Source organism: Agrobacterium vitis, assembly GCF_013337045.2.
GTDB classification, from domain to species: Bacteria; Pseudomonadota; Alphaproteobacteria; order Rhizobiales; family Rhizobiaceae; genus Allorhizobium; species Allorhizobium vitis_B.
Window position 1 is genome coordinate 573,571 of sequence record NZ_CP118259.1, and the last position, 24,498, is coordinate 598,068.

Genomic DNA, 24,498 nt, shown 5'->3' on the forward strand with positions numbered 1-24,498 from the left:
GGGCTTTTGGCGAGGTTTTTCTCGTTCAAGACTAGCCAAGACCAGTCATCGGCAACTAGGAATATGTTTTATGTCCGTACAGAGTCTGCCCCCGCAGCCGTCATCGCAGCCCGAATCTGGGCCGCACGCATCTGGAAATCAAGTCATGCATCTTCATCAGTCCGAGTTTGATCCGCATTCCAAGGAGGTCGTGGCGCGTGCGCCGCTCGATCCGCATTTGAAGGCGCTGGAAAACGAGGCAATCCATATTTTCCGCGAAGTGGCCGGCGAGTTCGAAAACCCCGTCATGCTCTATTCGATCGGCAAGGATTCGTCCGTGCTGCTGCACTTGGCGCGCAAGGCCTTCTATCCAGGCCGGGTGCCGTTTCCGCTGCTGCATATCGATACCGGTTGGAAATTCCGGGAAATGATTGCCTTCCGCGACGAGATGGCTAAGCGCTATGATCTGGATCTGGTCGTCCATACCAATCCGCGCGGCAAGACCGAAGGTGTCACACCCTTTTCGCACGGCTCGGCGCTCTATACCGACATCATGAAGACCGAGGCGCTGCGCCAGGCGCTGGACGCCGGCAAATATGACGCTGCCTTCGGTGGTGCGCGCCGCGATGAGGAAGCCTCGCGCGCCAAGGAGCGGATCTACTCCTTCCGCACGCCTGACCATAAATGGGACCCGCGCAACCAGCGCCCGGAACTGTGGAATGTCTATAATGGCATGATCCGCCGGGGTGAAAGCGTGCGGGCCTTCCCGCTGTCCAATTGGACGGAAGTCGATATCTGGCGCTATATTCAGGCGGAAAACATTCCGCTTGTGCCGCTGTATTTCGCCGAAAACCGACCCTTCATTGAGCGCGATGGCATGATGGTCCTGGCCGAAGATGAGCGGCTGGAACTGCTGCCGGGCGAAAAGGTTCAGCATGGATCGATCCGCTTCCGCACGCTCGGCTGCTTCCCGCTGACCGGCGCGCTCCGATCCGAGGCCCGGACCCTGGATGAAGTGATTGCCGAACTGGAAATTGCGACCGTCTCCGAGCGTCAGGGTCGCGCTATCGACCGTGACCAGTCCGGATCGATGGAAAAGAAAAAACGCGAAGGATATTTCTGAGATGACCGCAAGCGCCACCGCACTCGCCGCCAACCTGGCGTCCACATCCGATTTTTCCTCCAAAGAATCGTCGCAGGGGCTTTCCTTGGCAAATGCAGTCCCTCAGTCCGAGGTCGCCTATAGCGGTCGCGATTCCCGTCCCTTGCGTCTCATCACCTGTGGTTCGGTCGATGACGGTAAATCGACGCTGATCGGCCGGTTGCTGTGGGATACCAAGGCGGTCAAGGAAGACCAGGCCGCAACGCTGCGCCGTGATAGCGGCAAGCAGAACGATCTTGGCCTGCCGGATTTCGCGCTGCTGCTTGATGGTCTTCAGGCGGAACGCGAACAGGGCATCACCATCGATGTCGCCTATCGTTATTTTGCCACCGACAAGCGCTCCTTCATCGTCGCCGACACGCCCGGCCATGAGCAATATACCCGCAACATGGCGACCGGTGCCTCGACCGCCGATCTCGCCGTGCTGCTGGTCGATGCCCGCGCCGGTATTCTTGAACAGACCCGCCGGCATGCGACCATTGCCTCGCTGATGGGCATCAAGCAATTCGTGCTGGCCGTCAACAAGATCGACCTGACCGATTACGACAAGGCTGGTTTTGACGCCATCGTCAACGAGTTCAAGGACATCGCCCTGACGCTCGGCGTGCGCCAGACCACGGCCATTCCGATGTCGGCGCTGAAGGGCGAAAATGTCGTCTATTCCGGCCAGGAGCCGATGCCCTGGTATGACGGCCCGACGTTGGTGGAAGCATTGGAACGCGCCACCTCGCGTTCGGCACAATCGACGGGCTTCCGCCTGCCGGTACAGCGCGTGTCGCGTCCGGGTGAAAGCTTTCGCGGCTATCAGGGGACGGTGGCCGGTGGCGCGGTCAAGCCGGGCGATAGCGTCGCCATCCTGCCGTCGGGCGCCATTGCCAATGTGAAGCAGATCGTCACCTTCGATCTGGTGCGCAATGCTGCCGTGGCTGGCGATGCCATTACCCTGGTGCTCGACCGGCAGGTGGATGTGTCGCGCGGCGACATGATCGTTTCGCTCGATGCCGAGCCACAGGTTGGCCTCGCCTTCGATGCGCAGCTCGTGGCTTTGCAGCCGGACGGCATCCTGCCCAATAAGCGCTATTGGCTGAAAAGTGGATCGCGCCGCCAGCGCGTCCAGGTCAAGCCAGTGCAGCAACTGGATCTGAAAAACGGCAAATGGGGTCCGGCGGAAAGCCTTCCCATGAACGCCATCGGCAAGGTACATCTGGCCTTCGACGAAAAGGCGGTGTTTGACCCCTACGAGCAGAACCGCTCGACCGGCGCCTTCATCCTGATCGACCCCGACACCAACAACACGGTTGCCGGCGGCATGATCACCGCCAAGCGCTCGGATGTCGATGGCCTGAACACCGGTGAAGCCCGCGTGCTTCTGTCGCTGCCGGCCGATCTCGCCGACCAGCTCATGGCCACCGAACTGCTGGCCGCCCGCCGCGACGAAGTGGAACTGCGCCGGGTGACGACCGCCAAGGCACGGGACTTGCTGGACGGGATTGAGGGTTAATTTTCATCGGCTGTATTGGCCGATGAACTGATGAGTTACAGCCGTCATGTGTTGGAGAAACGCATGGCGGCTTTTGTTTTTATCAATTGCGTGGGTTCTTTATTGGTATGAGAGGCTTGGTGAGGGCGGGGATATGCTTGCTTTCGGTCCGAGACTTTCATGGATCGTGATGTAAAGCTCTCGGCGAATAATCCATTTCTGCAAAAACGGTTTGCGACGGAATTTTATTTGAAAATCCTAGGAATTTTGCGACACCAGCGTGCGCCTGATGGCAGTCGGTGGGCGTTTGTAGACCTCCTGAAAAACGGCGTTGAAGCGCCGGAGACTTCCAAAACCAGCTTGCAAAGCAATGTCGGTTATCGGTAGGTCTGTTTCTGTCAGCAGGCGCTTTGCCCGTTGCACGCGAGCCGTTTTTGCCACCTGCATCGGGCTTGCTCCGAGATGTTTTTGAAACAGCCGCGAGAGATGGCGTGCGCCAACGCCAACACGTTCCGCAAGCAAATCAACTGTTGCACCGCGCATATCAAGCGCTCCTTCTTCCCGAATGAGTCTGGCTGCCTTTTCAACGGTCGCAACGCTTCCCTTCCAGGCCGGACAGAAAGGGGCAGATTCCGGCCGACAACGCAGGCAAGGCCGATAGCCCGCCAGCTCCGCCGACGCCGCGCTGGGTAAGAACTCGACATTGCGGCGATAGGGAAGGCGGACCGGGCAGACACAACGGCAATAGATTCCAGTTGTTCGTACGCCGATGAAAAACCGACCGTCGAAACCGGGATCGCGTGCCAGCCACGCCTGCTCGCAGATGGAAATATCCAAATTCATGGCATCATTTTACACGAGTTCGATGCGCTTAGAAGGACAGAGTCCGAATCCGGCGAGCGGCCAGCAGAGAGCCGGTTCAATCTGTCGCGACGCTTTAAGGCAGGATTACACAATGCAGAAAACACAAACTTTGGGCATCTTCGACTGGGCTCTCCTAATAATTCTATCCGTTCTGTGGGGCGGCGCCTTCTTCTTCTCCAAGGTTGCCCTTGCCGAATTACCGCCCTTCATTGTCGTTCTTGCGCGGGTCGCCATTGCTGCGTTTGCGCTGTTCATCTATCTGCGCGCAACCCGACGGGCCATTCCAATAGCAATTGGCACATGGGTCGCATTTTTCGGTATGGGGCTCTTGAACAATCTCATCCCGTTCAGCCTGCTTTTCTGGGGGCAAACGCAGATAGCCAGCGGCGTGGCGTCGATCCTCAACGCAACCACGCCAATCTTCTCGATCATCGTGGCACATTTCCTCACAACAGATGAACGCATGACCCTCAATAAACTCGCTGGCATTGTCTTGGGCTTCATGGGTGTCGCGCTGCTCATGGCGGGAAATGCCTTTTCATCGCATGCACTTCCGTTCCTGGCTCTACTCGCCTGCCTGGCCGCGGCTCTGTCATATGGGTTCGCGGGCGTCTTTGGTCGGCGCTTCCGACGGATGGGCATCGCGCCTGCGACAAGCGCATTTGGCCAAACGATGGCGACAACGATCATGATGATACCGATTGTCCTGCTGATCGACCCGCCGTGGCTTTTGGTGATGCCGAGCGGTACAGTTATCGCAGCCCTTATCGGATTGGGACTATTGTCAACCGCGCTTGCCTACATCATCTTCTTTCACATCCTCGCTGTTGGCGGCGCGATCAATAGTTCGCTTGTCACGTTGCTAATCCCTGTGAGCGCCATCCTTCTTGGAAGCCTTTTTCTGGGGGAGGTACTGGCGATCAACCATTTTGTTGGCATGGCTTTGATTTCTGTTGGTCTGCTGTTGATCGACGGTCGCCTGTTGCGATCGCTTCGCAGACAGAACAATGTGAGCATTCAATGAAAGAAGTTCGTTATACATTCATGGACAGCCCGATTGGCCGCCTGCTGCTGGCAGGTGACGGCGACCATCTATCCCATCTTGGTTTTCCGACGGGGAAAGGTGCCATCACGCTACGACCGGAATGGAGGCCTGATGACAAGATCTTTGGCGACGTGAAGGGCCAGTTGCAGGCATATTTTGAAGGGACACGGCGGGAATTCGATCTGCCGCTTGATCTGCAGGGAACCAGCTTTCAGCTTACTGTCTGGCGGGAGCTGACACGAATTCCGTTTGGTGCAACGATTAGTTATGGCGAATTGGCACGCCGCATAGATAATCCAGCGGCGAACCGGGCGGTCGGTGCTGCAAACGGTAACAATCCAATCCCGATTATTATTCCGTGCCACAGGGTCATTGGAGCGAATGGAAGTCTCACCGGATTTGGCGGCGGCATCGAAACAAAGAAATGGCTTCTCGCATTGGAGCGATCCAGCACGGTTAGTGATCAACTGCGATTGCTGTGAGGCAGTCGCGCTCACATGGGCCAGGCCCTGATAGCTGTCTGAAAACCAAACAGAACGGCCACGTGATCTCGTGGCAGCAGCGTGACGTCAATCGGCCGCCCGACCCCGTTCTATAGATAACGGCGGTCGCGTTCGGGGTCTGTCTACAGGTTTTGGGCTGATATTCAAGCCCCGGTTGGCGGCTGGTGAGCCGCCGTATGGTTCATGTTTGAGTACGGCGGGTGGAGCCTCGGACGATCAGTTCGAAACCGAGATCCGTCGTGTGTTTCTGGCGGCTTTTGTCTTGGCTGCGGATGATCATGTCGGTGGCGCGGTAGCCGAGCTGATAGAGCGGGGTGCGCACCGTCGTCAGGCCAGGCACGGTGTGGGCGCAATAATCGAGGTCGGTGAAGCTGCACAGTCCGAGCTGGTCGGGGATACTGATGCCGCGCCGCTGGCATTCAAACAGCAGGCCAAGCGCCAGGTCGTCGTGGCTACACAACACGGCATCAAGATCGCGTTCGGCGGCAAACAATGTGTCGAGGGTCTTGCCCGCTGATCCGAAGCAATCGCTGGCGTCCACATTGATTTCGAGATCAGGATTGTAAAGACCTGCTTCCTTCAGCCGGTTACGATAGCTTTCAAGCCGCATCCGGACAGGAATATCCGTTCCGGTTGCGCAGAATGCGATCCGGCGATAGCCCGCATCCAGCAGATGCCGGATGGCGACATCGGCAGCGGCGGCATTGTTGATACCGATGGCCATATCGACCGGCGGATAGCTGATATCGATAAACTGCACGACAGGGCAGGGCGCCTCATGCAGCATTTCCGTCACCCGCGGATCGACCTGCACGCCGCCAATGATGATGCCCGTCGGCTTCTGCGCGAAAAACTGTCTGAGCTGGTAAAGCTCCTCGTCGGGATCGTAGCGCGTATTGACATATTGGATGCGCAGTCCCGTGCCCCGTGCCCGATCCTCGATGCCCTTCATGACCCTGGGAAAAATATTGGTGCCGAGCAGCGAGGACAAGACGCCGATCGTATTGCTGTTTCGGCTCGCCAGGGCCCGCGCGGCGTAGTCGGGCACGTAGCCAAGCTCTTCAACGATTTTCAGAATCGTTTCGCGCAGTCCCGGAGAGACTTTTTCCGGCTTGTTCAGCGCCCTTGAAATGGTAATCGGGCTGACGCCGACTTTCTCCGCCACTTCGTTCAATGTCAGGCGATTGCCCGACGTCCTGATTTTCTTCCCCACTCCGCCCCCGGTCATTTGCTTGCGCACTCATTTGCTGTCACGGCGGACATTCACGTGGATGAATGATCCGCATATCGGGATCGGCAAAGATCATGCATGCCGTTATCGCCGACTGTGTCCTCCGCTTTTGATTTCCCATCGGAAATCATTGAAAACGAGCCGTGATGGTTACTTTGAAGGTGTCTCAAGTCGTTGATAAAGCTGGACAGCTATGAGTCCAAGGCTTTTATATCGGTTCATGTCATACACCCCTCCCAAGGCTCTCCCCACCGGTTTTGTCCGTAACATAGTTCGAAGGCAATATTGATACATTCTAATAAGCCTTGAGAACAGGACAACCTGAACTCAAGAGTAAAGCAACTGAAAATTGCTGAATTTCTGGTCCTTTACATCAAAGGTGTGGATACGGCAGTCAGAAAAGATCGACATGCCAGCCTGATCGTACCGCTTCTTCATTGCATGATTGCTCGGTTCCAGTTGGCGCCACGGATGAAATTATACAATAGAAATAAGCTATTATAGCGAGTCATCATGGAGCATATATGCCGCAAGTCCTGGCACGGCGCCTTGCGTTTTATCAAATGCGCCAAGGATGTTTTGCGACATAGTTCCTGAAATCGATTCCGACCGGGGAATTTATGCGGTATGGGGTGAGGGAGACTACGGTTTCCGGCTGCAAGGCTGTAGATGCATTGAAAGCGGGCAAAGTCCGGACATCAACCGGGGCTTTTGACGCCTTTGAGAGAGTCGAAATTTTTATACCTGCTGCACAATTTCAGACCTCGCCATCGGTTTCAGACATTGTTCAGCGGAAGATCTGGAGACGGCGCATTCCGCATGACCATCCGTTTCACTCGTCCCGTTTCCATTGCCGCCCGCTGGGCCTGGCGGCTGGCGTCTTTGTCCCTGCTGCTGCTGGTGGCGGCCTGGCTTGGGTTCCGTTTCGGTCCGCTGTCCATGCCGAGCTTCGTGCTTGCGGTTCTGCTCTGCGGCGGGCTGGCGGCGCTTTCGGTGCCGTTTGCTCTCTGGGGCCTGTGGCGGCTCTGGTCGATTGGCGCCAAGGGCGGCTTGGCAGCCAGCCGGGCGCTGGTCATTGCGGCTCTGCCGCTTTCGGTGTTGGGGCTGGCTGCTGAGCGCTACCAGACCCGGCCGGAGCTTTATGAAGTGGTCAGCGACTTCACCGATCCGCCCGGCTGGATCTTGTCGCCAGCGTCGAAATCCAGCTGGCTGCCGCGCCCTCCAACCGATGCCGTTGTGCAAGCCCGTCTACAGGCCGAGGCCTATCCGACCCTGACCGTGCGCCGCTATGACGGGGCATTGGACCGGGTTTATCAGGCGGTGCGCAAAGTGGCGTCCGACGAGCGCTGGAGCGTGACGGCGACGCGCGGGGCCGCTTATGCCCGCCCGGATTTTCAGGCCCCGGCGCCAGCTTCCGGGACACCTGCCGGGCCTGCACCCGTGCCGGTGCCAACCCCGCGTCCGCAGCCGCAGGCCCAGGATCTCATTCCCGATGACGAGCCGCCCGGGGTGATCCGTATTCAGGCCACCACCCGCAATTTCATTCTGGGCTTCCCCTTCGATATTCTCATTCGGCTGCGGGAAGAAGAGGAGACGGTGCTGGTCGATATCCGGGTTTCCAGCCGCTACGGTCCCCACGATCTCGGCTTTGCCGCCGCCATCGCCAATGGCTACCTGACCGCGCTGGATGGCGAATTGCTGGGCATCGCCAGCCAGTGATAGCTGATCGGACCGGTGATATCTTCAGCTCATATGCCGATCAAGCCGGATGAAACCGGCCGTCTGCCAAGGCTGGCCCCTCGCATCGAACGGCGCCCCTTGCCACCAGATCTTCCAGATGCGCCAAAATCGACAGGACAGCGGGCTTGTAGAGATCCGGGCTGATATTGTGGTAAATGGCGGCCAGCATCTCGTCTATCGTCCTGTCTCCGGACTGAACACGGGCCAGAATGGCCTCTTCGCGGTTCAGTCGATGGCCTTTCAGCCTGGAGACATGGTCGAGGGGAGACAGGACCGGCCCGCCATGGCCGGGCAGATAGGCCAGGTCGTCGCGCGCCAGCAAAACATCCAGCGAGGCCATGTAATCGCGCATCGATCCGTCGGGTGGCGCAATCACCGTTGACGCCCAGGCCATGACATGATCGCCGGAAAACAGGATGCCGGTTCCAACAAGTGCAAAGGCGGCATGGTTGGCGGCGTGGCCGGGGGTTAGCACAGTTTCCAGAGCCCAGCCGTCCCCGTCCAGACGCTCGGTATCGCCAAGGGTGATGTCGGGGGTGAAATCCCGGTCGCCGCTTTCGGTAAAGGCTGCCGTTTCGCCAGGGTGCAGCGGGCGCGCCAGCCGGTGGCGGCCCTCGGCCACCAGCTTCGCGCCGGTCTGCTCTTGCAACCGCAGGGCAAGGCCGGAATGGTCGCGGTGGGTATGGGTGATGATGATATGGCTGACTTCGCGACCGCGCAGCGCCAATTGCAACGCATGGAAATGCGCAGGGTTATCGGGGCCGGGATCGATCACACAAACGGATTTTTCGCCGATGATATAGGTGTTCGTACCCATATAGGTCATGGCGGAAGGATTATTGGCGGTGACCCGTTCGACGCCATTGATAATGGGCACGCGGCGTCCATGGTCGGCACGATAATCGGTGCTGATGTGTGGCTGGCTGATATGTGGCTGGATTGTCATGATCTATCAGATCCCAAGGGCAAGCGGCGTCAGGAACACACATGGTAGGGAACAGACATGGCAGCCCCTCATTTATATTCGATTTCGATAAAGCTCATCGGTTGCGTGCCGCCATTGACGACATTGTGCTCCACGCCTGCATCGCGCCGGTAAGCCTCGCCAGCACGGCTGGTGACGCGTCGTTCGCCAGCTTTGTCCTCGATCAGGAAGTCGCAATCCGTCATCGGCACCACGACATAACCAAGTCCATGGACATGATGGCCGGTGGCGGCACCGGGCTCGAAATCCCAGCGCGTCACCCGCACCACGGCATCGTCGATCAAAAGCGTGGAAATGGCAGGCGGGCGAGCGGAATATCCGGGCATGTCGAAATCCTTGTCACACAAGCGTGTCTCGAAGACATTCTATGATAAGCATGCTGGTTGTGGAGTAAAGCTGTTGACGCGCAAAAAGAAAGCACCCCGTTCCAGGGGAAGGGGTGCTTCGTTTTTCAGATGGGAAAAAAGAGATCAGGCGGCGCGCCGTTCATGGCGGCCTTCTTCGACCTCCTCGACGATTTTTGCGACGAACGCATCGAGATCGCCGGGGTTTCGCGAGGTGATAATGCCCTGATCGGCAACCACAGTCTGGTCAACCCAGCGCGCACCGGCATTTTTCACATCGGTGCGGATCGAAGCATAGGAGGTTGCCTGACGGCCGCGCAACGCATCAGCTTCGACCAGCAGCCAAGGCCCATGGCAGACCGCGGCAACGACCTTGCCGGAAGCGACGAAATCACGCACCAGCTGAACGGCCTTGGCATCGGCCCGCAGGATATCCGGATTGATCTGGCCACCTGGAATGACTAGCGCATCGTAATTGTTGGCAGAAGCCTCTTCGACTGTGAGGTCGACATCGACCGTGTCACCCCAATTCTTGTCGTCCCAGCTTTTGATCGGCTGTTTCTTCAAGGAGGCGATGGTCACTGACGCACCTTTGGCCTTCAATTGATCCAGCGGAACTCGCAATTCCGAACGCTCATAGCCATCAGTGGCAAGAATAAGGATCTTTGCTTCGTTAATCTTTGTCATCTCTAAGTCCTTTTCTGTTTCGTGGTGGTTCATCATCACAACAGATGGAGCCGGGGATCGTTCCGTAATTTCTTAACCTTTGAATGACGATGTTCCTCGACGCTTTCCACGGAAAATATCAAATCAGCGATTGCAGCCCGTGCGCGCTTTTGCTAATGACCGGCATGCCAAACGCGCGGCATCATTGATCCGTGCGCTTTGTGATGGGGCGTAGCCAAGCGGTAAGGCAGTGGTTTTTGGTACCGCCATCCCTGGTTCGAATCCAGGCGCCCCAGCCACTCTTCCGAATCCAGATCCGTGACCTCGACATCCGAAGATTTATGTTCGGAAACGTCAGTGGATTGTTTGCGCAAACGGGCAAGACTTTTTCTGGACGAGCGCCTGAAACGGGCTTTTGAAAGCCCGCTCTCTCAAAATATAAGCTTGAGCAGCAAGACGACGACGATCAGGCCGATCAGGAAAATCGCACCGATTGTGCCACCAATGAATTTCAGCATTTTTCTACTCCTTCGATTGTGGGCAACCGATAAAGATGCAATCCGCAACCGCTTGCTCCAGGTCTCTCAACGATTCTGGCTGATTTGAGTTCCCAACCCGGCCAGGTTGCGGCGTGCCAGATCGATTACCTATGCCGCCGAAACGCATGCTTTGAAGGTTCCGAGCCGTGAATGTAGATTTTCAGGATATCGTCAATCACGGCATATCCTTCAAATATTCCCCGACATCGTTATCTCCCCTGACGCTGAATGAATTGCGACATCTGATTTTCGAGCTGAATGCGCTTTCCGAACAGCTGGGCTGCGTGGTTTTCGAGGGAGACGGATCGAGCAAGACCGATCTGGTGATTTTCGGCGGAAATCTTGAGCGATTTTCGATGCTGTCGGTGGCCCGAGGCCTCGGATCAAGGGTTTTTTATTTTCAGAGCCCTCGGACGCGCCGGACGAGTAAATCATACTCTGTCGAAAACAACCACTTCAAGCGTTGGCGCCAGATGGCTATCGAAGTTGAGCCTCGATGGCGACCTTGTCTATGACCGACCAGACATTGGCGATTTTCGATCCGTTGAATTCATAAAAGACGTTTTCGGTAAAAGCCACCCGGCGCCCATGGACGGGCACTCCCAGAAAAAGACCTTTGGGAGAGCAATCAAAGCAGAGGCGTGCGGCAATTTGCGGTGGTTCGCAGACGATCCGTTGAATGTCGAACCGCAGGTCCGGTATATCGATAAAGTCTTGAACCAACATTTCGCGGTAGCCATGAAGCTTGAGCAAGCACTCGTTATGGCGAACCTCGGCATCGACAAAAAGGCCCAATTCGTCCCAGGCTTGGCGGTTGAGGCAATCGATATAGGCGCGGTACTGGTCTACAAGCTGTTTTACCGGCATTTTGGCCCTCCTTGTTGGTGGTCATCGCAAAATGCCTGATCCAGGGGTTGGCTGCTCCGGCCTTCCTCTGAGCCCGACTGACACAATGACATAGGAACCATAGCAGCTTCAGCTATCGTTGCGGCTTTTGTTGTTGTCTTCCTGGCTAGGCGCCGATCGCGTTAGGCGCAGATGGCGCACCGCGATGCCGACGGGGATTTGACCGGCGGCATGTTTTGGCACGCCGATGCGCTGCGAAAGGTAGATGCTGGAATGGCCGCTGGTGAGATAGGCGGTGAAACAGGCGACTGCGAGATAGACGGCATGGGTGGCGCCGAACAGCTCCAGGCCCATGATCATGCAGGCAAGCGGCGTGTTGGTGGCCCCGGCAAACACAGCGACGAAGCCGAGGCCGGCAAACAGGTCGGTCGGCGCGCCGGTCAGTCCGGCCAGTGCATTGCCGAGGCCCGCCCCTATAAAGAACAGCGGCGTGACTTCACCGCCCTTGAAACCGGCGCTGAGGGTGACGACGGTAAACAGTGCCTTCCAGGCCCAGCTCCAGTCATCCACATGATCCGGGCGGAAAAAGCTGAGAATGGTGACATCGCCCGGATTGGGCGACCAGACGCCCAGCCCCAGATAATCGCGGGTGCCAAGCAACCAGACCAGGGCAAGCAGAATGGCGCTGGCCAGCACCGGGCGCAGGGGCGCAGAGGGAAGCAAGGCTTTGTAAGCAGCCCCTGCCAGATGCGACATCTCGGCAAAACCATGTGCCGCCAGCCCGAACACCGCTCCGGCAAACACCACCTTGAGCATGATCAGTGCATCGAGGTGAAACCCGCCGCTATCCGGCATGTTCTTGAGATAGGCGATGACGTAATGCGTATGGCTCGCCCCCCAGGCCTGGCAGGTCCAGTCGGCCACCACGGCGGCCAGCAGAGCCGGGAGCAGGGCCTCATATTGCATCCGGCCAATGGTCAGCACTTCCAGGGCAAACACCGCGCCGGCAATCGGCGTGCCGAAGACGGCGCCGAAGCCCGCGGCAATTCCGGCCATCAGCAGGATGCGGACATCGCCGGGCGCCAGCCGGAAGAGCTTTGCAAAGGCGCTGGCAAGGCTGCCGCCGAGTTGCACCGCCGTGCCTTCCCGGCCCGCAGAACCGCCGACCAGATGGGTCAGCACCGTGCTGACCAGAATAAACGGCGCCATGCGCAACGGCACGCCGCCGCCCGGCTCGTGGATCTGCTCGACAATCAGGTTGTTGCCGCCTTCTGCCGATTTGCCAAAGCGCTGATAGGTCCAGACCATGGCAAACCCGGCAATCGGCATGGCATAGATCAGATCGGGATAGGCAAACCGTAGCCGCGTTGCCTCATCCAGGCTCCACAGAAACAGGGCGACAAGCGAGCCCACTGTGACGGCCATTGGCACCGTAACGGCGATCCATTTTGTCAGGCTGCGGATCTGGTGCAAACGAAGACCAATAAACAAACGAAGGTCAGCAAATTCTGGGACCGTCCTCATTGTGACGCTCCCGAAACAGCAAATTCAATTGGAAAAAACAGTCTGGAAATTCTGGACATGACTCTACTCCTTCGCCTTGGCGCGTTGAGTAGGAGTCATCGGCTTCATCAAGGAAGCGGTTCGGCGTCGTGCCCGGCAGAATCCATTGCCGTTACAATCGAATATCGATTGACACCCATGAAAGTCAATGGGGAGAAGAAGGCGGGCGCGCCTTTTTTCACCGTTGATAGCATGGTTCTGTTTCCGTTTTGCCGCACGATGCTCTCGTCGCTGCGGTGTCTGCAACGAAGGGCAACATCCAGAAAGTTAATTGCAAGCGCGCGTTCTTTATCTTCCGTTCACCATCTTCCTTGGGTGGGACTTAACCTTAACGGCCCTATAAATCACCCATCCGCTTTTGGAAAATTCGGTCTTTTGGGGACGTCTGGCGGAGGCGTCTGGTTGGGGAAAATTCGGACTTTGGAGCCGTTGAACGTGGTTGCCTGCGCATCCACGAACGGGTTCCTGTTGTTGTCGGGTGACTGGGCGGTTCCAGCCCTCGCGACAGCACGCGATATGCTGTCCAGTATTGCGGGCGGCCTGTATTTCGCTTGTTTTGTATTGAGCCTGTTTTGTACTGAGTATGTGAGTGAGCGTATGACGAGTAAAAACACCAATGTTGCGGCTTACACCGCGCTTCAAAGCCTGCGCCATACGGTGTCCAGCCGCGATGATAGCCAGACGCGGGTCACGACCGGTTACCGGGTCGCCACTGCGGCTGACGATGCCGCCTATTGGTCGATTGCCACGACGATGCGCTCTGACAATCGCTCCTTGTCTTCGGTGCAGGATGCCTTGTCCATGGCGGCTGGCGTGCTGGATACGGCGCAGAGCGGCATGAGCACATCGACAGACCTGATGATGGATGTGAAGGCACGTCTGGTGCTGGCGCGTGAAGGCGGCACCTCACGCGACAAGATCAATACGGAACTGGACGAGATCCGTGATCAGTTCCGCTCCATTGCTGAATCCTCCTCCTTTTCCAAGGAAAACTGGCTGTTGCGCGATGCCGACAGTGACAAGGACAATCGCAACCTCGTCGGCTCCTTCGTGCGCGATGGCGCTGGCCGGATCAGCATCAATACGATTGATTACAATGTCGGCGGCGAGCCGGGAACGTCCAAGGTCAATTACCTGATCGACGATGTCGATGGGGAAGGGGGCATCCTCACGGGGTCCGGTTTTGCGACCGAGCTTGGCACCGCAAAGACCTGGGTGATGTTCAACGGCACCAAGGCGTCGACGACCTATGACGAGATCAGGTTGGAAGACAGTACCACGAATGCCGATATTGATGACATGATCAAGGTCGTCGATGCCATGGCCGAACGGATGAATGGCGTGGCGAGCACGCTGGGCGCGATGAGCAACCGGGTGGACATGCAGTATGAATTCTCCAAGGACTTGCAGGGTTCGATCAGCAAGGGCGTCGGTAACATGGTCGATACCGATATGAACCTGGAATCGAGCCGGCTGAAAGCCCTCCAGGCGAGAGAACAGCTTGGGGTCAAATCCCTGTCGATCGTCAATACCAGCGTGCAATCTCTATCGCAGCTCTTGTAGCCGTCAGTTGGTGCTGCGCTCCGCCGCCCGGCTGGCGCGGATGGCTTCGGCGAGGAATGGGCGCGACAGGCCGTGATAGAGTGGCTCGCGTGACAGAAGCCGCGACGTCGCATAGCCCAGCATGGCGGCGGTCATGATGGCGATGGCGCTGTCATGGCTGGCGGTCATTTCCATAATGATCACGAAGGCGGTCATTGGCGCCTGCACGACACCGGCGAAATAGCCGGCCATGCCGAGAATGGCGCCAAGCGCAATGCTGGAGCCAGTCAGGCTGGCGGCGGTGCTGCCGAGCCCAGCCCCAACCGATAGGGAGGGTGCGAAAATCCCGCCCGGAATGCCGGAAATCATCGTCAGGAACGAGGCCGCCAGCTTTTGCGCGAAAAACAGCAGCGGCAGGGCCTCGCCCTCCACCGCGCCGCGCGCCTGTTCATAGCCGGTGCCGTAGGTGGCACCTCCGGTCAGGATGCCGATCAGCGCCACGCCCAGTCCGCAAACGGCGGCGAGCAGAACGGCACGCCGCAAGGGCATTGCCGACAGCTGCGTCCAGCGGCGTATCCGGCGCATCAAGGTCAGCGCCCCCGCACTGAACAGCGCGCCGAAAGCGCCGCCGCCAATGCCGCACAGGCCGACCAGCATCCAATCGCGCAAGCCGGAGACGGTGGGATTGGCGGTGCCGAAATAGGTATAGCTGCCGACGAGACCGAGGGCGGCAAGGCCGGAAACGATCACAGCGATCAGAACCAGGCTGTTGACGCGGGAGTGATAGGTCTTGCTCATTTCCTCGATGGCAAAGACGATCCCGGCCAGCGGCGTATTGAACGCAGCGGCAATACCGGCGGCCGATCCGGCCAGGATCAGCCCATCTGCCCGCGCCATCCCGCCAATGCGGGCGCAAAACAGCATGATGGAGGCCCCGACCTGTACGGTCGGTCCCTCCCGGCCGATCGATCCGCCGCAGAGCAGACCGATTGCGGTCAAAAGCACCTTGCCGATAGCGATCCGCATTGACAGCAACCGGCTGCGCCCAGCCGGATCATCGATATGGCGGGCCGCAATCGCCTGCGGAATGCCGGAGCCTTGTGAGGCCGGGAAAACCTTGCCCGCCAGAAGCGCGCAAAGCGCAAAGCCTGCCGGTGTCAGCAGAAGCGGAAGGAGAAAGGTCCATTGCGTGGCGTGGGTGATGGTGTGAAACAGCCCTTGGGCGCGGTCCGCCAGCCAGGCAAAGCCGACGCTGACCACGCCGATGGCACCGGCACCGGCCCAGAAGACCAGCCGCATTTTCCACATGCGCCAGGAACCGCTGAGCGCGCGCGAGCGCCGCAGCATTTTCGAGGGCGTGGAACGCGGCATGAGGCAACTCCCAGATGGATACTGCATCATTCCTTAAATCGAAATCGATGAAATCCCAAGAGATTTAGAAAGTTGAAGATTTAGCGATTTGGGACCAACATTGGCGACGGGTTTTCAAAAATCGTCACTTGAACATAGTGGCGGCAATGGCCTTTGCGCCTGCATGGGTCTGGTATTTTACCGATTGTTCATGTATCCGCTTCACGACATGTTTACCGGGCGCTGCCATAAGCATGGCAGAGTGAATAATCCCTAATATTTCTCGGGCGAAGGACGTCGGGGCTGATGGTGAATGCATTGGAAACCGACGTTTCAATCAAGCCCGGACGATTTTTCCTGGTTGCCGGGATAGGTCTTGGCTGGCATGCGGCCAGCAAGCTCCTGCGCCTGATATTGGCGCTTGGCCTTGCGGCTTTGTCGCTACTGTCGATTGAATTTCTGCTGGAGCCCCTTGCTGAGCTTGGCCTCGTTTACAAACTGCATCAGGATATTGGCGGCGCTAGTCTGGCGACGCTGTCATTGCTGGGTGCCATCGCGGCTGGCCGTGTCGTCCAGCAACAGATCAAGCCGGTCCGGGCGGGCGCATCACCTGTTCACACTCAATTGGCTGGGCGCATCGTGCGGGAAAACTCCCGGGCGGCGGCAGGCCTGGTGGCCCTGGGTGACAAGCAGGTGCTGTTTTCCGACGCGGGTGACGCTTTCCTGATGTATGCGCGCCGCGGCCGTCGGTTTGTCGTGCTGTTCGACCCGGTTGGACCACGGGCTGCCTGGCCGCAGCTGGTGACGAAATTGCTGAAGGAGGCAAAGGCTTGCGGCTGCCGTGTCGCCTTCTACCAGGTCTCCCCGGACTTTCTGCCTGTCGCGGCGGATGCGGGCCTGCGGCTGTTCAAGCTGGGCGATCAGGCGATTGTCGATCTGCACCGTTTCGACCTGAAGGGCGGCGACTGGCTGAAACTGCGCCGCTCGATCAACCGCGCCGAGCGCGACGGGTTGGAATTTTCCATCGTGCCGCCAACTGAGGTAGCGGGATTGCTGGATGAACTGGCTTACGTGTCGGATGTCTGGTTGGCCCATCACAAGGCTGGAGAAAAGGGCTTTTCGCTCGGCACGTTTCAGCGCTGCTATCTCTGCGCCCATCCGGTTGCCATCATTCGCCTCGAAGGCCGGATTGTCGCCTTTGCCAATATTCTGACCACCGAGACAAAACAGGATGCCTTTATCGACCTGATGCGGCATCTGCCCGGCACGCATCGTGGCATGATGGACCTGCTGTTTGTGAAGATCATGCTGCATCTGAAAGCGGAAGGTTATCGCCAGCTCGACATGGGTATGGCCCCGCTGTCCGGCCTGTCGGCCCGGCCTACCGCCCCGCTCTGGCACCGCCTTGGCCGTCTGGTCTATGAGAACGGCGAGCGGCTCTATAATTTCAAGGGCGTCCACGCCTTCAAGGCCAAGTTCGACCCCGACTGGCAACCCCGCTACCTCGCCGTCAGCGGCAAGCGCGAAGCCTTGCCAGCCGTAGTCGATACCGCGCTGTTGATCAGCGGCGGGGTAAGGCGGCTGGTGCGGCGATAGCGGTGTCTCGCGTCGGCTTGATCATAACCATGGGTCGGTGTATATCATATAGCGATATATGATAGGTGTATGATGAGAACATTGATCGACCTTGATGACGATGCCGTTGTGGAGCTGGACCGGATTGCCCGCCAGGAAAAAATTTCCCGGGCAGCGTTGATCCGCCAAGCCGTGGCATCTTTGCTGGAAGAACGGCAGCAGCCCGATCTGGATCACGGCTTTGGTCTCTGGAAAAACCAGCCGGATGGCCTTGCTTATCAGCAAGCCCTGCGCGACGAATGGTAAAAGCGCTCTTTGATACCAATATTTTGATCGATTTCCTGAATGGCAAGGAACCGGCCAGACAGGAGCTTTCGCTTTACGAGGAAAAGGCGATCAGCATGGTGACCTGGATGGAGGTCATGGTTGGTGCATCCGATGAGAATGGGCAGGCAACCGCTGCCTTTCTGCGCAGTTTTCGCTGCATCGCCATCGATCAGGCCGTGGCCGAGCGTGCAGTGTCTTTGAGGCGTGCGCATCGGCTGAAACTGCCTGACGCGATTGTCTGGGCAAGTGCTCTGGCCCATGACATGGTGCTGGTAACCCGCGATACCAAGGATTTGCCGGGCAACCATCCCGGCATCCGCATTCCCTATCGGCTGTGATGTCTTACCGATCACTTAACTCCCAATTCGGATTAATCCATGGTTCCTGATTGCTGCGGGGTAGGGGATCACGGCCCAGAATATGATCGGACGCCTTTTCGCCGGTCATGATCGAGGGGCCGTTGAGATTGCCATAGGTGACATGCGGGAAGATCGATGAATCCGCCACCCGCAGGCCTTCGACGCCAATCACCTTGCAGGTCGGATCGACAACCGCCATCGGATCATCTATGCGCCCCATTTTGGCGGTGCCGCAGGGGTGGTAGGCCCCTTCCAGATGTTCGCGCAGGAAGGCGTCGATTTCGTCGTTGGTTTGCACTTTCGATCCCGGAGCGATTTCGGATTCCCGATAGGGATCAAAGGCTTTTTGGGCAAAAATCTCGCGGGTGATCCGCACGGCATGGCGGAATTTCACCCAGTCTTCAGGGTCGCTCATATAGTTGAAGCGCAGCACCGGCGCATCCTTCACGTCGTGTGAGCGCAGGGTGACGGAGCCGCGGGATTTCGACATGTTATAGCCGACATGGGCCTGAAAACCGTGGCCTTCCGCCGATGACTTGCCATCGTAAGACACGGCAATCGGCAGGAAGTGGTATTGCAGGTCTGGCCATTTCACGCCTGCGCCTGAGCGGATAAACGCCGCCGCTTCAAACTGGTTGGAGGTGCCAAGGCCTTGTTTGAAGAACAGCCATTGTGCCCCCACCACGCCTTTCCAGAACCAGTTGTTTTTGGAATGCAGGGTGATCGGCAATTTCGATTTGAACTGGTGGTAATATTCCAGATGGTCTTGCAGGTTCTGGCCAACGCCGGGCCGATCCGCCACCACATTAATCCCCATCTCTTGTAGATGGGCCGCCGGACCAATGCCGGACAGCAACAGCAGTTTGGGCGAGTTGAAGGCGGATGCGGCAACAATCACCTCGCGGTTGGCGCGGATCACCTCGATCTTGCCACCAATCTCCACTTCGACGCCCACGGCGCGGCGGCCTTCCAGCACGATCTTGCGGGCAAAGCAGCGTATTAGGCGACAATTGTCACGCTTCAGCGCGGGTTTCAGATAGGCATTGGCGGTGGACCAGCGGCGACCTTGCCAGCTGGTTTGTTCCATCAGGCCAAAGCCTTCCTGTTGGCGGCCATTGTAATCCTCGGTGACGGGGAATTCGGCCTGCCGACCCGCCTCAATAAAGGCCTGATATAGCGGATTTTTCACCTCGCCCCGGCGTACATGCAGGGGACCATCGGTGCCGCGCCAGCCGTCTTCTCCGCCGTGGCTATGCTCCATGCGCTTGAAATAGGGCAGCACATCGGCATAGGCCCAACCAGTAGCTCCCAGCTCATCCCAACGGTTAAAATCCTCCGCATGGCCACGCACATAGACCATGCCATTGATAGAAGACGAGCCACCCACCACCTTGCCACGCGGCGCAATCATGCGGCGATTGTTGAGGTGTGGTTCCGGCTCGGTCACATAGCCCCAATTGTAGCGATCCATATTCATCGGAAAGGCAAGGGCGGCTGGCATTTGCACGAAGGGGCCGATGTCCGAGCCGCCGAATTCCAGCACGATCACCGTGTGCTTGCCGTCTTCTGACAGGCGGTAAGCCATGGCCGCGCCTGCCGAGCCGGAACCGATGATGATGAAATCTGCCTGTTGCATATCCTACGCAAGCTCTCTGATAATGTATTCCCAGTCTTCCGCATCAATTGCTGAAGTAGTGAATGCAAGGTTGCCTTGGACTTTGAGATAATGGATGTAATTCGTTATACTTTCTCTTGCTGCACCAGGTAACTTACTAATATCTGATCCGGGCATTCTGCTTTTTGGATTTCCTAAAGCTTTAAACCGGAATGGCAGCATCCACGTACCGTCCCAAATTTCTTCTTCATTTTTATCAAGATCTGGTGCTGAAATTGTAACAAAAGGAACAGTGAAGGCTTTCCATGGTTCACAGTAAAGAATACCGAACGACCCAACCGTCATCCTTTTGCTTTTGGTCTTTTTTCCCGCATTATTGGATGCATCTTCTCCAATTGAAACGGCCCAAGTTTGAGCACCGTATCCGGCCCATATGTTGGTTATCGATTTTGAAGAAAAAACATATATATTTACTTTGCTAGACATCGATGTACCCCTCAATACGGCGCTTCACATTTCCCCATACCCACATAAACCGTCTTCAGCTCCGAATAATGCTCCAGCGCCGCCAGCGAATTTTCGCGGCCAAAGCCTGACTGTTTGGAGCCACCAAACGGCATTTCCACCGGGCAGAGGTTATAAGTGTTGATCCACAGCGTTCCGGCTTCCAGCTGATCCACCACGCGGTGGGCGCGGGTGATATCAGCGGTGAACACGCCGCCTGCGAGACCAAATTCCGAGGCATTGGCGCGAGCAATCACGTCAGTCTCGTCATCAAAATCCAGCACGCACATGACAGGGCCAAAAATCTCTTCGCGGGCGATGGTCATGCTATCTGTCACTTCGGCAAACACCGTGGGCTGAATAAACGCACCAGCTCCGGACGCACTGTTGGGAATTCCACCACCGGTTATCAGCGTTGCCCCCTCGGCCTTGCCCTTGTCGATATAGGACAGCACCTTTTCCCGCTGCGCCATCGACACCAAAGGCCCCATCTGGGTGGCCTCATCTTGCGGATCACCAATCACAATGGCCTCAGCTCGGGCTTTCAAACGCTCAAGGAAGACCTGCTTGATGGCCGTGTGCACAAACACCCGCGTACCGTTGGAGCAGACCTGTCCCGTGGAGTAAAAATTCGCCAGCATCGCCCCGGAAATGGCGCTGTCCACATCCGCATCATCAAACACGATCAGAGGCGATTTGCCGCCAAGTTCCATGGTCACATGCTTCAAGTGGCCAGCCGCAGCAGCCGCAACCTTGCGCCCCGTTGGCACTGAGCCAGTCAAAGACACCTTGGCCACATCGGGATGATTGACCAGCAATGGCCCTGTCTCCCGATCGCCCTGAATGACGTTAAACACGCCCTTTGGCGCACCCGCCTCGATCAAAATCTCGGCAATTTTCAACGCCCCCAGCGGTGTCATTTCCGATGGCTTGAACACCATGGCATTGCCAGCGGCCAGAGCCGGGGCCGATTTCCAGCAGGCGATCTGCTGCGGATAATTCCACGCGCCAATGCCCACACAGACGCCAAGGGGAACCCGTTTGGTATAGGCAAAATCATTGCCCAGCGGAATGTGGCTGCCGTTGAGTCCTACCGCTGCGATACCGCCAAAAAACTCAAAACTATCCGCGCCCGATGTCGGGTCTGCCACGATGGTTTCCTGTATAGGCTTGCCCGTGTCCAGCGTTTCCAGCTCCGACAGTTCGCGGTTGCGCTCGCGCATAATCTCGGCGGCTTTTTTCAGTACCCGGCCACGGGCAGTAGGGCTAAGGGCTGCCCACTCCTTCTGCGCCCGCTTGGCCGATGCAATGGCCCGCTCCACAATCGCAGGCGTGGCCGCATGGAGGCGCGCAATCACCTCACCCGTGGCGGGGTAGATGCTGTCAATCACGGTGCCGCTTGCGTCTTCAACGTATTCGCCATCAATGAAGTGAGAGGCTTTGGGTTGGGCTTTCATCATAAAACTCGCAATTCTTCGTAAGACACCATCACATGCTCGCGAAATGCGGGGCGCGTGGTCAGGTTTTGATAATAGCGGTGAAGGGCGGGGCGCTCTGGGCGGGTGATGTCGATATCGAAATAGCGAAACAGCACATGGCCGAATTGAATATCGGCCAAGGTTAGCGCATCACCCGCCAGATAGGCGTGCTTTGCCAGTCGTTGTTCTGCAATATCCAGCTTTGCGCCCAGCACACCCATGGCTTTTGTAATGGCGGCGGGATCGCGATCTTTTGGCGCAGTGCGCACCACGCGCCAGAATATGGGAGAGGTAAACTCTTGCGCAATATTCACTTTCGACCATTCAGCCCACATGTCCACACGGGTGCGACCCGCCAGATCATCGGGCCAGAACGGAGACGATGCATAACGGCTGGCGAGATAGCGAAGGATCGCTCCCGTCTCAAACAAAAAGTCACCATTACCGTCTTGCAAAACCGGCACGGTGCCATTCGGGTTCATCGCCAAAAACTCTGGCGTGTCATTGCCACCATAGCGATGGCCAATGTCATGGCGCACATAGTCGAGACCAAGTTCACCAACGCACCACATCAGCGCCTGCACATTCGAGGATGTTTTACGGCCCCAGATCGTTAGCATCGTCACTCTCCCCTCGGATAGCGTTTGCTTTCTTCCAATACGTTCAAGTCCATATGGTTGCGCATGTAGCGCTCGGATGCCTTTTGCAGCGGTTGGTGGTCCCATGGGTAGTAGGAGCCGTTGCGAAGCGCCTCATAGACCACCCAGCGCCGGGCCTGGCTTTCGCGCACCGCCGCATCAAAGCGGGCCATGTCCCAGCGGGCCTCGCGCTTGGCGGTGAAATCGGCCAGAACATCGGCATAAGCCGGATCAGCTGCCAGATTGGTCAGTTCTTGCGGATCATTTTCAAGATCAAACAATTGGTCGGGATCGAGCGTACAATGCACATATTTCCATTGGCCCTCGCGGATGCACACCATGGGCGCATAGGAGCCTTCGGCGGCATATTCCATCAGCACAGGCGCGGTGCGGGCCTCGCCACCGATCATGCCTTTCAGGCTGATGCCATCGGTCCAGGGCATGATCTCATCCATCGAAATTCCGGCCAGATCACACAGCGTTGGCGTCACATCCAGATTGGAGGTTGGAGCCAGATGCAGACCGGAGGCAATGCCGGGGCCTGCCACCATCAAAGGCACACGGGCCGAGCCTTCATAAAAATTCATCTTGAACCACAGACCCCGCTCGCCCAGCATATCGCCGTGGTCTGAGCAGAACAGGATGGTGGTGTTGTCCAGCATCCTTGTGCGGGTCAGCGTGTCGATCAACTCGCCAACCTTGTCATCAATATAGGAGATATTGGCGAAATAGGCGCGGCGCGAGCGGCGGATGTCTTCTTCGGTCACATTGAAATTGTCATAATCGCAGGCATGGATCAGCCGTTTGGAATGCGGGTCTTGATCCGCTAGAGCACCGACGTCTGGCAGAAGATGGGTGCAATCCTCATAGAGATCCCAGTATTGTTTGCGGGCCACATACGGGTCATGCGGATGGGTGAAGGAGACGGTGAGGCACCACGGGCGACGCTCCGCATCATCATTCTCACGACTTAACTGATAGAGCTTCTGGTTGGCCAGAAATGCCACCTCATCATCATATTCCATCTGGTTGGTAATCTCGGCCACGCCAGCGCCCGTCACCGAGCCGAGATTGTGATACCACCAGTCAATCCGCTCGCCGGGTTTGCGGTAATCCGGCGTCCAGCCGAAATCGGCGGGGTAAATGTCGGTGGTCAGCCGTTCTTCAAAGCCGTGCAATTGATCCGGCCCCACAAAATGCATCTTGCCCGAAAGCGCTGTGTAATAGCCTGCGCGGCGTAAATGATGGGCGTAAGTGGGAATGGACGACACATATTCCGCCGCATTGTCATAAACCTGCGTGCGGCTGGGCAATTGTCCGGCCATGAAGGAAGCGCGGGCAGGGGCGCAGAGCGGCGAGGATGTGTAATTGTTTTGAAACCGGGCAGAGCGGGCCGCCAGCGCTTTCAAATGCGGTGCATGCAGCCAATCTGCCGGGCCATCGGGAAACAGCGTGCCGTTGAGCTGATCGACCATGATGATGAGAATATTGGGCTTGCTCATAGGCTGCGGGTCTCCCGATCAATGGCGTGCAACTGGCTGTTCACATAATCCTCCACCAGCGTGACAGAGGCATCAATGGACAGTGGCGCTGCCCGCAGGCTTTGGCGAATATATAGGCCGTCAATCATCGCCGCTGTGCCTTCGGCAATGCGCTCGGCGTCGGACCGGCTGGCCAGGTGTAGCAGGGCATCGACCAGATTGGAGCGCAACCGCCGTGCATAGATCACCAGCAGGCGGCGGGTTGCTTCCGAGCGTTGCGCCTCGGAATAGAAGGCAAGCCAGGCCGCCACGGTATCGGGTGCAAACTGGTCGGCCTGGAAGCTGATCCGGATCACGGCGCTAATCCGCTGGCGCGGGGTGCTTGCCGTGGCAAGCGCGCTTGCGGCATCGGCTTGCAATTGTCTCAATAGTGAGCGGATTGTTTCGATCAACAATTGCTGCTTGGAGCCGAAATAATGATGGGCCAAAGCGGGAGAGACCCCGGCGGTGCGGGCAATTTCAGACATGGTGACCGTCAGCGAGCCATGCGTGCCGATGGCTTTCAAGGCCGCATCGACAAGGGCTTTTCGTCTGAGCGGCTCCATTCCCAGTTTCGGCATGGCCTATCCTTTCTGATGATCATCAATCTATTCTTGATTGACTGATCAATCAATAAAAATCA

General features: G+C 57.6%; 24 protein-coding genes, 1 tRNA gene and 1 riboswitch. Of the genes, 11 read left to right on the forward strand and 14 right to left on the reverse strand.

Going from position 1 to position 24,498, the window contains the following annotated elements:
• Positions 1 to 145 precede the first annotated feature (145 nt).
• Together cysD and cysN are read left to right on the forward strand one after the other, a co-directional pair.
• On the forward strand, positions 146 to 1,102 hold the full coding sequence (cysD, locus tag G6L01_RS02635; RefSeq protein ID WP_070167694.1) for a sulfate adenylyltransferase subunit CysD: 957 nt from the start codon (positions 146 to 148) through the stop codon (positions 1,100 to 1,102).
• Position 1,103: 1 nt separating this feature from the next.
• On the forward strand, positions 1,104 to 2,642 hold the full coding sequence (gene cysN, locus G6L01_RS02640) for a sulfate adenylyltransferase subunit CysN (RefSeq protein ID WP_081344271.1): 1,539 nt from the start codon (positions 1,104 to 1,106) through the stop codon (positions 2,640 to 2,642).
• Positions 2,643 to 2,879: 237 nt separating this feature from the next.
• Here the strand turns inward: cysN and G6L01_RS02645 are convergent, their stop codons facing one another.
• Positions 2,880 to 3,464 carry a bifunctional transcriptional activator/DNA repair enzyme AdaA gene (locus G6L01_RS02645; protein ID WP_070167695.1) on the reverse strand — a complete coding sequence of 195 codons (585 nt, stop codon included), beginning with the start codon at positions 3,462 to 3,464 and terminating at the stop codon, positions 2,880 to 2,882.
• Positions 3,465 to 3,576: 112 nt separating this feature from the next.
• On the opposite strand from G6L01_RS02645, the gene G6L01_RS02650 reads away from it, so the two are divergent.
• Both G6L01_RS02650 and G6L01_RS02655 read left to right on the forward strand, forming a co-directional pair.
• Positions 3,577 to 4,509 (forward strand): DMT family transporter, encoded by a 933-nt coding sequence (locus G6L01_RS02650; RefSeq protein WP_070167696.1) that lies wholly within the window; start codon positions 3,577 to 3,579, stop codon positions 4,507 to 4,509.
• The gene (locus G6L01_RS02655) at positions 4,506 to 5,012 is read left to right on the forward strand and encodes a methylated-DNA--[protein]-cysteine S-methyltransferase (protein WP_070167697.1); all 507 of its coding nucleotides are present in this window, start codon (positions 4,506 to 4,508) and stop codon (positions 5,010 to 5,012) included. Before G6L01_RS02650 ends, G6L01_RS02655 begins: the two co-directional genes overlap by 4 nt.
• A gap of 202 nt (positions 5,013 to 5,214) precedes the next feature.
• Here the strand turns inward: G6L01_RS02655 and G6L01_RS02660 are convergent, their stop codons facing one another.
• Positions 5,215 to 6,246 (reverse strand): LacI family DNA-binding transcriptional regulator, encoded by a 1,032-nt coding sequence (locus G6L01_RS02660; RefSeq protein ID WP_337692747.1) that lies wholly within the window; start codon positions 6,244 to 6,246, stop codon positions 5,215 to 5,217.
• Between the two features lie 837 nt (positions 6,247 to 7,083).
• On the opposite strand from G6L01_RS02660, the gene G6L01_RS02665 reads away from it, so the two are divergent.
• Complete coding sequence (locus G6L01_RS02665) at positions 7,084 to 7,983, forward strand: DUF1499 domain-containing protein (protein WP_070167699.1); 900 nt, start codon at positions 7,084 to 7,086, stop codon at positions 7,981 to 7,983.
• Positions 7,984 to 8,023: 40 nt separating this feature from the next.
• Here G6L01_RS02665 and G6L01_RS02670 read toward each other — a convergent pair whose 3' ends face one another.
• The 3 genes from G6L01_RS02670 to G6L01_RS02680 all read right to left on the reverse strand — a co-directional run bounded on the left by G6L01_RS02670 (position 8,024) and on the right by G6L01_RS02680 (position 10,020).
• On the reverse strand, positions 8,024 to 8,932 hold the full coding sequence (locus tag G6L01_RS02670) for an MBL fold metallo-hydrolase (RefSeq protein WP_420359854.1): 909 nt from the start codon (positions 8,930 to 8,932) through the stop codon (positions 8,024 to 8,026).
• An 86-nt stretch (positions 8,933 to 9,018) separates the two neighbouring features.
• A complete protein-coding gene (locus tag G6L01_RS02675; protein WP_070167701.1) occupies positions 9,019 to 9,315 on the reverse strand; it encodes a cupin domain-containing protein in 297 nt (98 codons plus the stop codon).
• A 144-nt stretch (positions 9,316 to 9,459) separates the two neighbouring features.
• On the reverse strand, positions 9,460 to 10,020 hold the full coding sequence (locus G6L01_RS02680) for a type 1 glutamine amidotransferase domain-containing protein (RefSeq protein ID WP_070167892.1): 561 nt from the start codon (positions 10,018 to 10,020) through the stop codon (positions 9,460 to 9,462).
• Between the two features lie 204 nt (positions 10,021 to 10,224).
• Here G6L01_RS02680 and G6L01_RS02685 point away from each other — a divergent pair.
• Positions 10,225 to 10,298 (forward strand) — tRNA-Gln (locus tag G6L01_RS02685).
• A gap of 19 nt (positions 10,299 to 10,317) precedes the next feature.
• Positions 10,318 to 10,605: a hypothetical protein gene (locus G6L01_RS02690; protein ID WP_345799419.1), complete on the forward strand. Its 288-nt coding sequence runs from the start codon at positions 10,318 to 10,320 to the stop codon at positions 10,603 to 10,605.
• A gap of 410 nt (positions 10,606 to 11,015) precedes the next feature.
• Here G6L01_RS02690 and G6L01_RS02695 read toward each other — a convergent pair whose 3' ends face one another.
• Both G6L01_RS02695 and G6L01_RS02700 read right to left on the reverse strand, forming a co-directional pair.
• A complete protein-coding gene (locus G6L01_RS02695; RefSeq protein ID WP_070167702.1) occupies positions 11,016 to 11,405 on the reverse strand; it encodes an ester cyclase in 390 nt (129 codons plus the stop codon).
• 108 nt (positions 11,406 to 11,513) lie between these two features.
• Entirely contained in the window at positions 11,514 to 12,908 is a 1,395-nt protein-coding gene (locus G6L01_RS02700; RefSeq protein ID WP_070167703.1) for a voltage-gated chloride channel family protein, read from the reverse strand.
• Between the two features lie 82 nt (positions 12,909 to 12,990).
• Positions 12,991 to 13,067: riboswitch (Fluoride riboswitch) on the reverse strand.
• Between the two features lie 477 nt (positions 13,068 to 13,544).
• Here G6L01_RS02700 and G6L01_RS02705 point away from each other — a divergent pair.
• The gene (locus G6L01_RS02705) at positions 13,545 to 14,510 is read left to right on the forward strand and encodes a flagellin N-terminal helical domain-containing protein (RefSeq protein WP_070167893.1); all 966 of its coding nucleotides are present in this window, start codon (positions 13,545 to 13,547) and stop codon (positions 14,508 to 14,510) included.
• Between the two features lie 3 nt (positions 14,511 to 14,513).
• Here G6L01_RS02705 and G6L01_RS02710 read toward each other — a convergent pair whose 3' ends face one another.
• Positions 14,514 to 15,860: a chloride channel protein gene (locus tag G6L01_RS02710; protein WP_071207213.1), complete on the reverse strand. Its 1,347-nt coding sequence runs from the start codon at positions 15,858 to 15,860 to the stop codon at positions 14,514 to 14,516.
• 285 nt (positions 15,861 to 16,145) lie between these two features.
• Here G6L01_RS02710 and G6L01_RS02715 point away from each other — a divergent pair, with 285 nt between their 5' ends.
• The 3 genes from G6L01_RS02715 to G6L01_RS02725 all read left to right on the forward strand — a co-directional run bounded on the left by G6L01_RS02715 (position 16,146) and on the right by G6L01_RS02725 (position 18,079).
• Positions 16,146 to 17,435 (forward strand): phosphatidylglycerol lysyltransferase domain-containing protein, encoded by a 1,290-nt coding sequence (locus G6L01_RS02715; RefSeq protein WP_070167705.1) that lies wholly within the window; start codon positions 16,146 to 16,148, stop codon positions 17,433 to 17,435.
• Positions 17,436 to 17,504: 69 nt separating this feature from the next.
• Positions 17,505 to 17,720 carry a ribbon-helix-helix domain-containing protein gene (locus G6L01_RS02720; protein ID WP_234624788.1) on the forward strand — a complete coding sequence of 72 codons (216 nt, stop codon included), beginning with the start codon at positions 17,505 to 17,507 and terminating at the stop codon, positions 17,718 to 17,720.
• The gene (locus G6L01_RS02725; RefSeq protein ID WP_070167706.1) at positions 17,714 to 18,079 is read left to right on the forward strand and encodes a type II toxin-antitoxin system VapC family toxin; all 366 of its coding nucleotides are present in this window, start codon (positions 17,714 to 17,716) and stop codon (positions 18,077 to 18,079) included. The genes G6L01_RS02720 and G6L01_RS02725 overlap by 7 nt, the downstream gene beginning before the upstream one ends.
• Before the next feature lie 4 nt (positions 18,080 to 18,083).
• Here G6L01_RS02725 and betA read toward each other — a convergent pair whose 3' ends face one another.
• Genes betA through betI form a run of 6 tightly spaced genes read right to left on the reverse strand, consistent with a single transcriptional unit; the run spans position 18,084 to position 24,436 of the window.
• Positions 18,084 to 19,736 (reverse strand): choline dehydrogenase, encoded by a 1,653-nt coding sequence (gene betA, locus G6L01_RS02730; protein WP_070167707.1) that lies wholly within the window; start codon positions 19,734 to 19,736, stop codon positions 18,084 to 18,086.
• A 3-nt stretch (positions 19,737 to 19,739) separates the two neighbouring features.
• Positions 19,740 to 20,201, reverse strand: coding sequence for a hypothetical protein (locus tag G6L01_RS02735; RefSeq protein WP_139190250.1), 462 nt, complete (start codon positions 20,199 to 20,201; stop codon positions 19,740 to 19,742).
• Between the two features lie 11 nt (positions 20,202 to 20,212).
• Positions 20,213 to 21,676 carry a betaine-aldehyde dehydrogenase gene (gene betB / locus G6L01_RS02740; protein ID WP_071206281.1) on the reverse strand — a complete coding sequence of 488 codons (1,464 nt, stop codon included), beginning with the start codon at positions 21,674 to 21,676 and terminating at the stop codon, positions 20,213 to 20,215.
• Positions 21,676 to 22,317, reverse strand: coding sequence for a glutathione S-transferase family protein (locus G6L01_RS02745; RefSeq protein WP_070167708.1), 642 nt, complete (start codon positions 22,315 to 22,317; stop codon positions 21,676 to 21,678). The genes betB and G6L01_RS02745 overlap by 1 nt, the downstream gene beginning before the upstream one ends.
• A gap of 2 nt (positions 22,318 to 22,319) precedes the next feature.
• On the reverse strand, positions 22,320 to 23,837 hold the full coding sequence (betC, locus tag G6L01_RS02750; protein WP_070167709.1) for a choline-sulfatase: 1,518 nt from the start codon (positions 23,835 to 23,837) through the stop codon (positions 22,320 to 22,322).
• Positions 23,834 to 24,436 carry a transcriptional regulator BetI gene (betI, locus tag G6L01_RS02755; protein ID WP_070167710.1) on the reverse strand — a complete coding sequence of 201 codons (603 nt, stop codon included), beginning with the start codon at positions 24,434 to 24,436 and terminating at the stop codon, positions 23,834 to 23,836. The genes betC and betI overlap by 4 nt, the downstream gene beginning before the upstream one ends.
• Between the last annotated feature and the right edge of the window lie 62 nt (positions 24,437 to 24,498).

Excerpts from the sequence above, each read along its gene's own strand:
- G6L01_RS02735 (WP_139190250.1), bottom strand. The coding sequence starts at position 20,201 with ATGTCTAGCAAAGTAAATATATATGTTTTTTCTTCAAAATCGATAACC.
- G6L01_RS02710 (WP_071207213.1), bottom strand. The coding sequence starts at position 15,860 with ATGCCGCGTTCCACGCCCTCGAAAATGCTGCGGCGCTCGCGCGCGCTC.
- G6L01_RS02725 (WP_070167706.1), top strand. The coding sequence starts at position 17,714 with ATGGTAAAAGCGCTCTTTGATACCAATATTTTGATCGATTTCCTGAAT.
- G6L01_RS02745 (WP_070167708.1), bottom strand. The coding sequence starts at position 22,317 with ATGCTAACGATCTGGGGCCGTAAAACATCCTCGAATGTGCAGGCGCTG.
- G6L01_RS02720 (WP_234624788.1), top strand. The coding sequence starts at position 17,505 with ATGATGAGAACATTGATCGACCTTGATGACGATGCCGTTGTGGAGCTG.
- betA (WP_070167707.1), bottom strand. The coding sequence starts at position 19,736 with ATGCAACAGGCAGATTTCATCATCATCGGTTCCGGCTCGGCAGGCGCG.
- G6L01_RS02645 (WP_070167695.1), bottom strand. The coding sequence starts at position 3,464 with ATGAATTTGGATATTTCCATCTGCGAGCAGGCGTGGCTGGCACGCGAT.
- G6L01_RS02650 (WP_070167696.1), top strand. The coding sequence starts at position 3,577 with ATGCAGAAAACACAAACTTTGGGCATCTTCGACTGGGCTCTCCTAATA.
- G6L01_RS02675 (WP_070167701.1), bottom strand. The coding sequence starts at position 9,315 with ATGCCCGGATATTCCGCTCGCCCGCCTGCCATTTCCACGCTTTTGATC.
- betC (WP_070167709.1), bottom strand. The coding sequence starts at position 23,837 with ATGAGCAAGCCCAATATTCTCATCATCATGGTCGATCAGCTCAACGGC.
- G6L01_RS02680 (WP_070167892.1), bottom strand. The coding sequence starts at position 10,020 with ATGACAAAGATTAACGAAGCAAAGATCCTTATTCTTGCCACTGATGGC.
- cysN (WP_081344271.1), top strand. The coding sequence starts at position 1,104 with ATGACCGCAAGCGCCACCGCACTCGCCGCCAACCTGGCGTCCACATCC.
- G6L01_RS02700 (WP_070167703.1), bottom strand. The coding sequence starts at position 12,908 with ATGAGGACGGTCCCAGAATTTGCTGACCTTCGTTTGTTTATTGGTCTT.
- G6L01_RS02705 (WP_070167893.1), top strand. The coding sequence starts at position 13,545 with ATGACGAGTAAAAACACCAATGTTGCGGCTTACACCGCGCTTCAAAGC.
- betI (WP_070167710.1), bottom strand. The coding sequence starts at position 24,436 with ATGCCGAAACTGGGAATGGAGCCGCTCAGACGAAAAGCCCTTGTCGAT.
- G6L01_RS02655 (WP_070167697.1), top strand. The coding sequence starts at position 4,506 with ATGAAAGAAGTTCGTTATACATTCATGGACAGCCCGATTGGCCGCCTG.
- G6L01_RS02665 (WP_070167699.1), top strand. The coding sequence starts at position 7,084 with ATGACCATCCGTTTCACTCGTCCCGTTTCCATTGCCGCCCGCTGGGCC.
- cysD (WP_070167694.1), top strand. The coding sequence starts at position 146 with ATGCATCTTCATCAGTCCGAGTTTGATCCGCATTCCAAGGAGGTCGTG.
- G6L01_RS02695 (WP_070167702.1), bottom strand. The coding sequence starts at position 11,405 with ATGCCGGTAAAACAGCTTGTAGACCAGTACCGCGCCTATATCGATTGC.
- betB (WP_071206281.1), bottom strand. The coding sequence starts at position 21,676 with ATGAAAGCCCAACCCAAAGCCTCTCACTTCATTGATGGCGAATACGTT.
- G6L01_RS02715 (WP_070167705.1), top strand. The coding sequence starts at position 16,146 with ATGGTGAATGCATTGGAAACCGACGTTTCAATCAAGCCCGGACGATTT.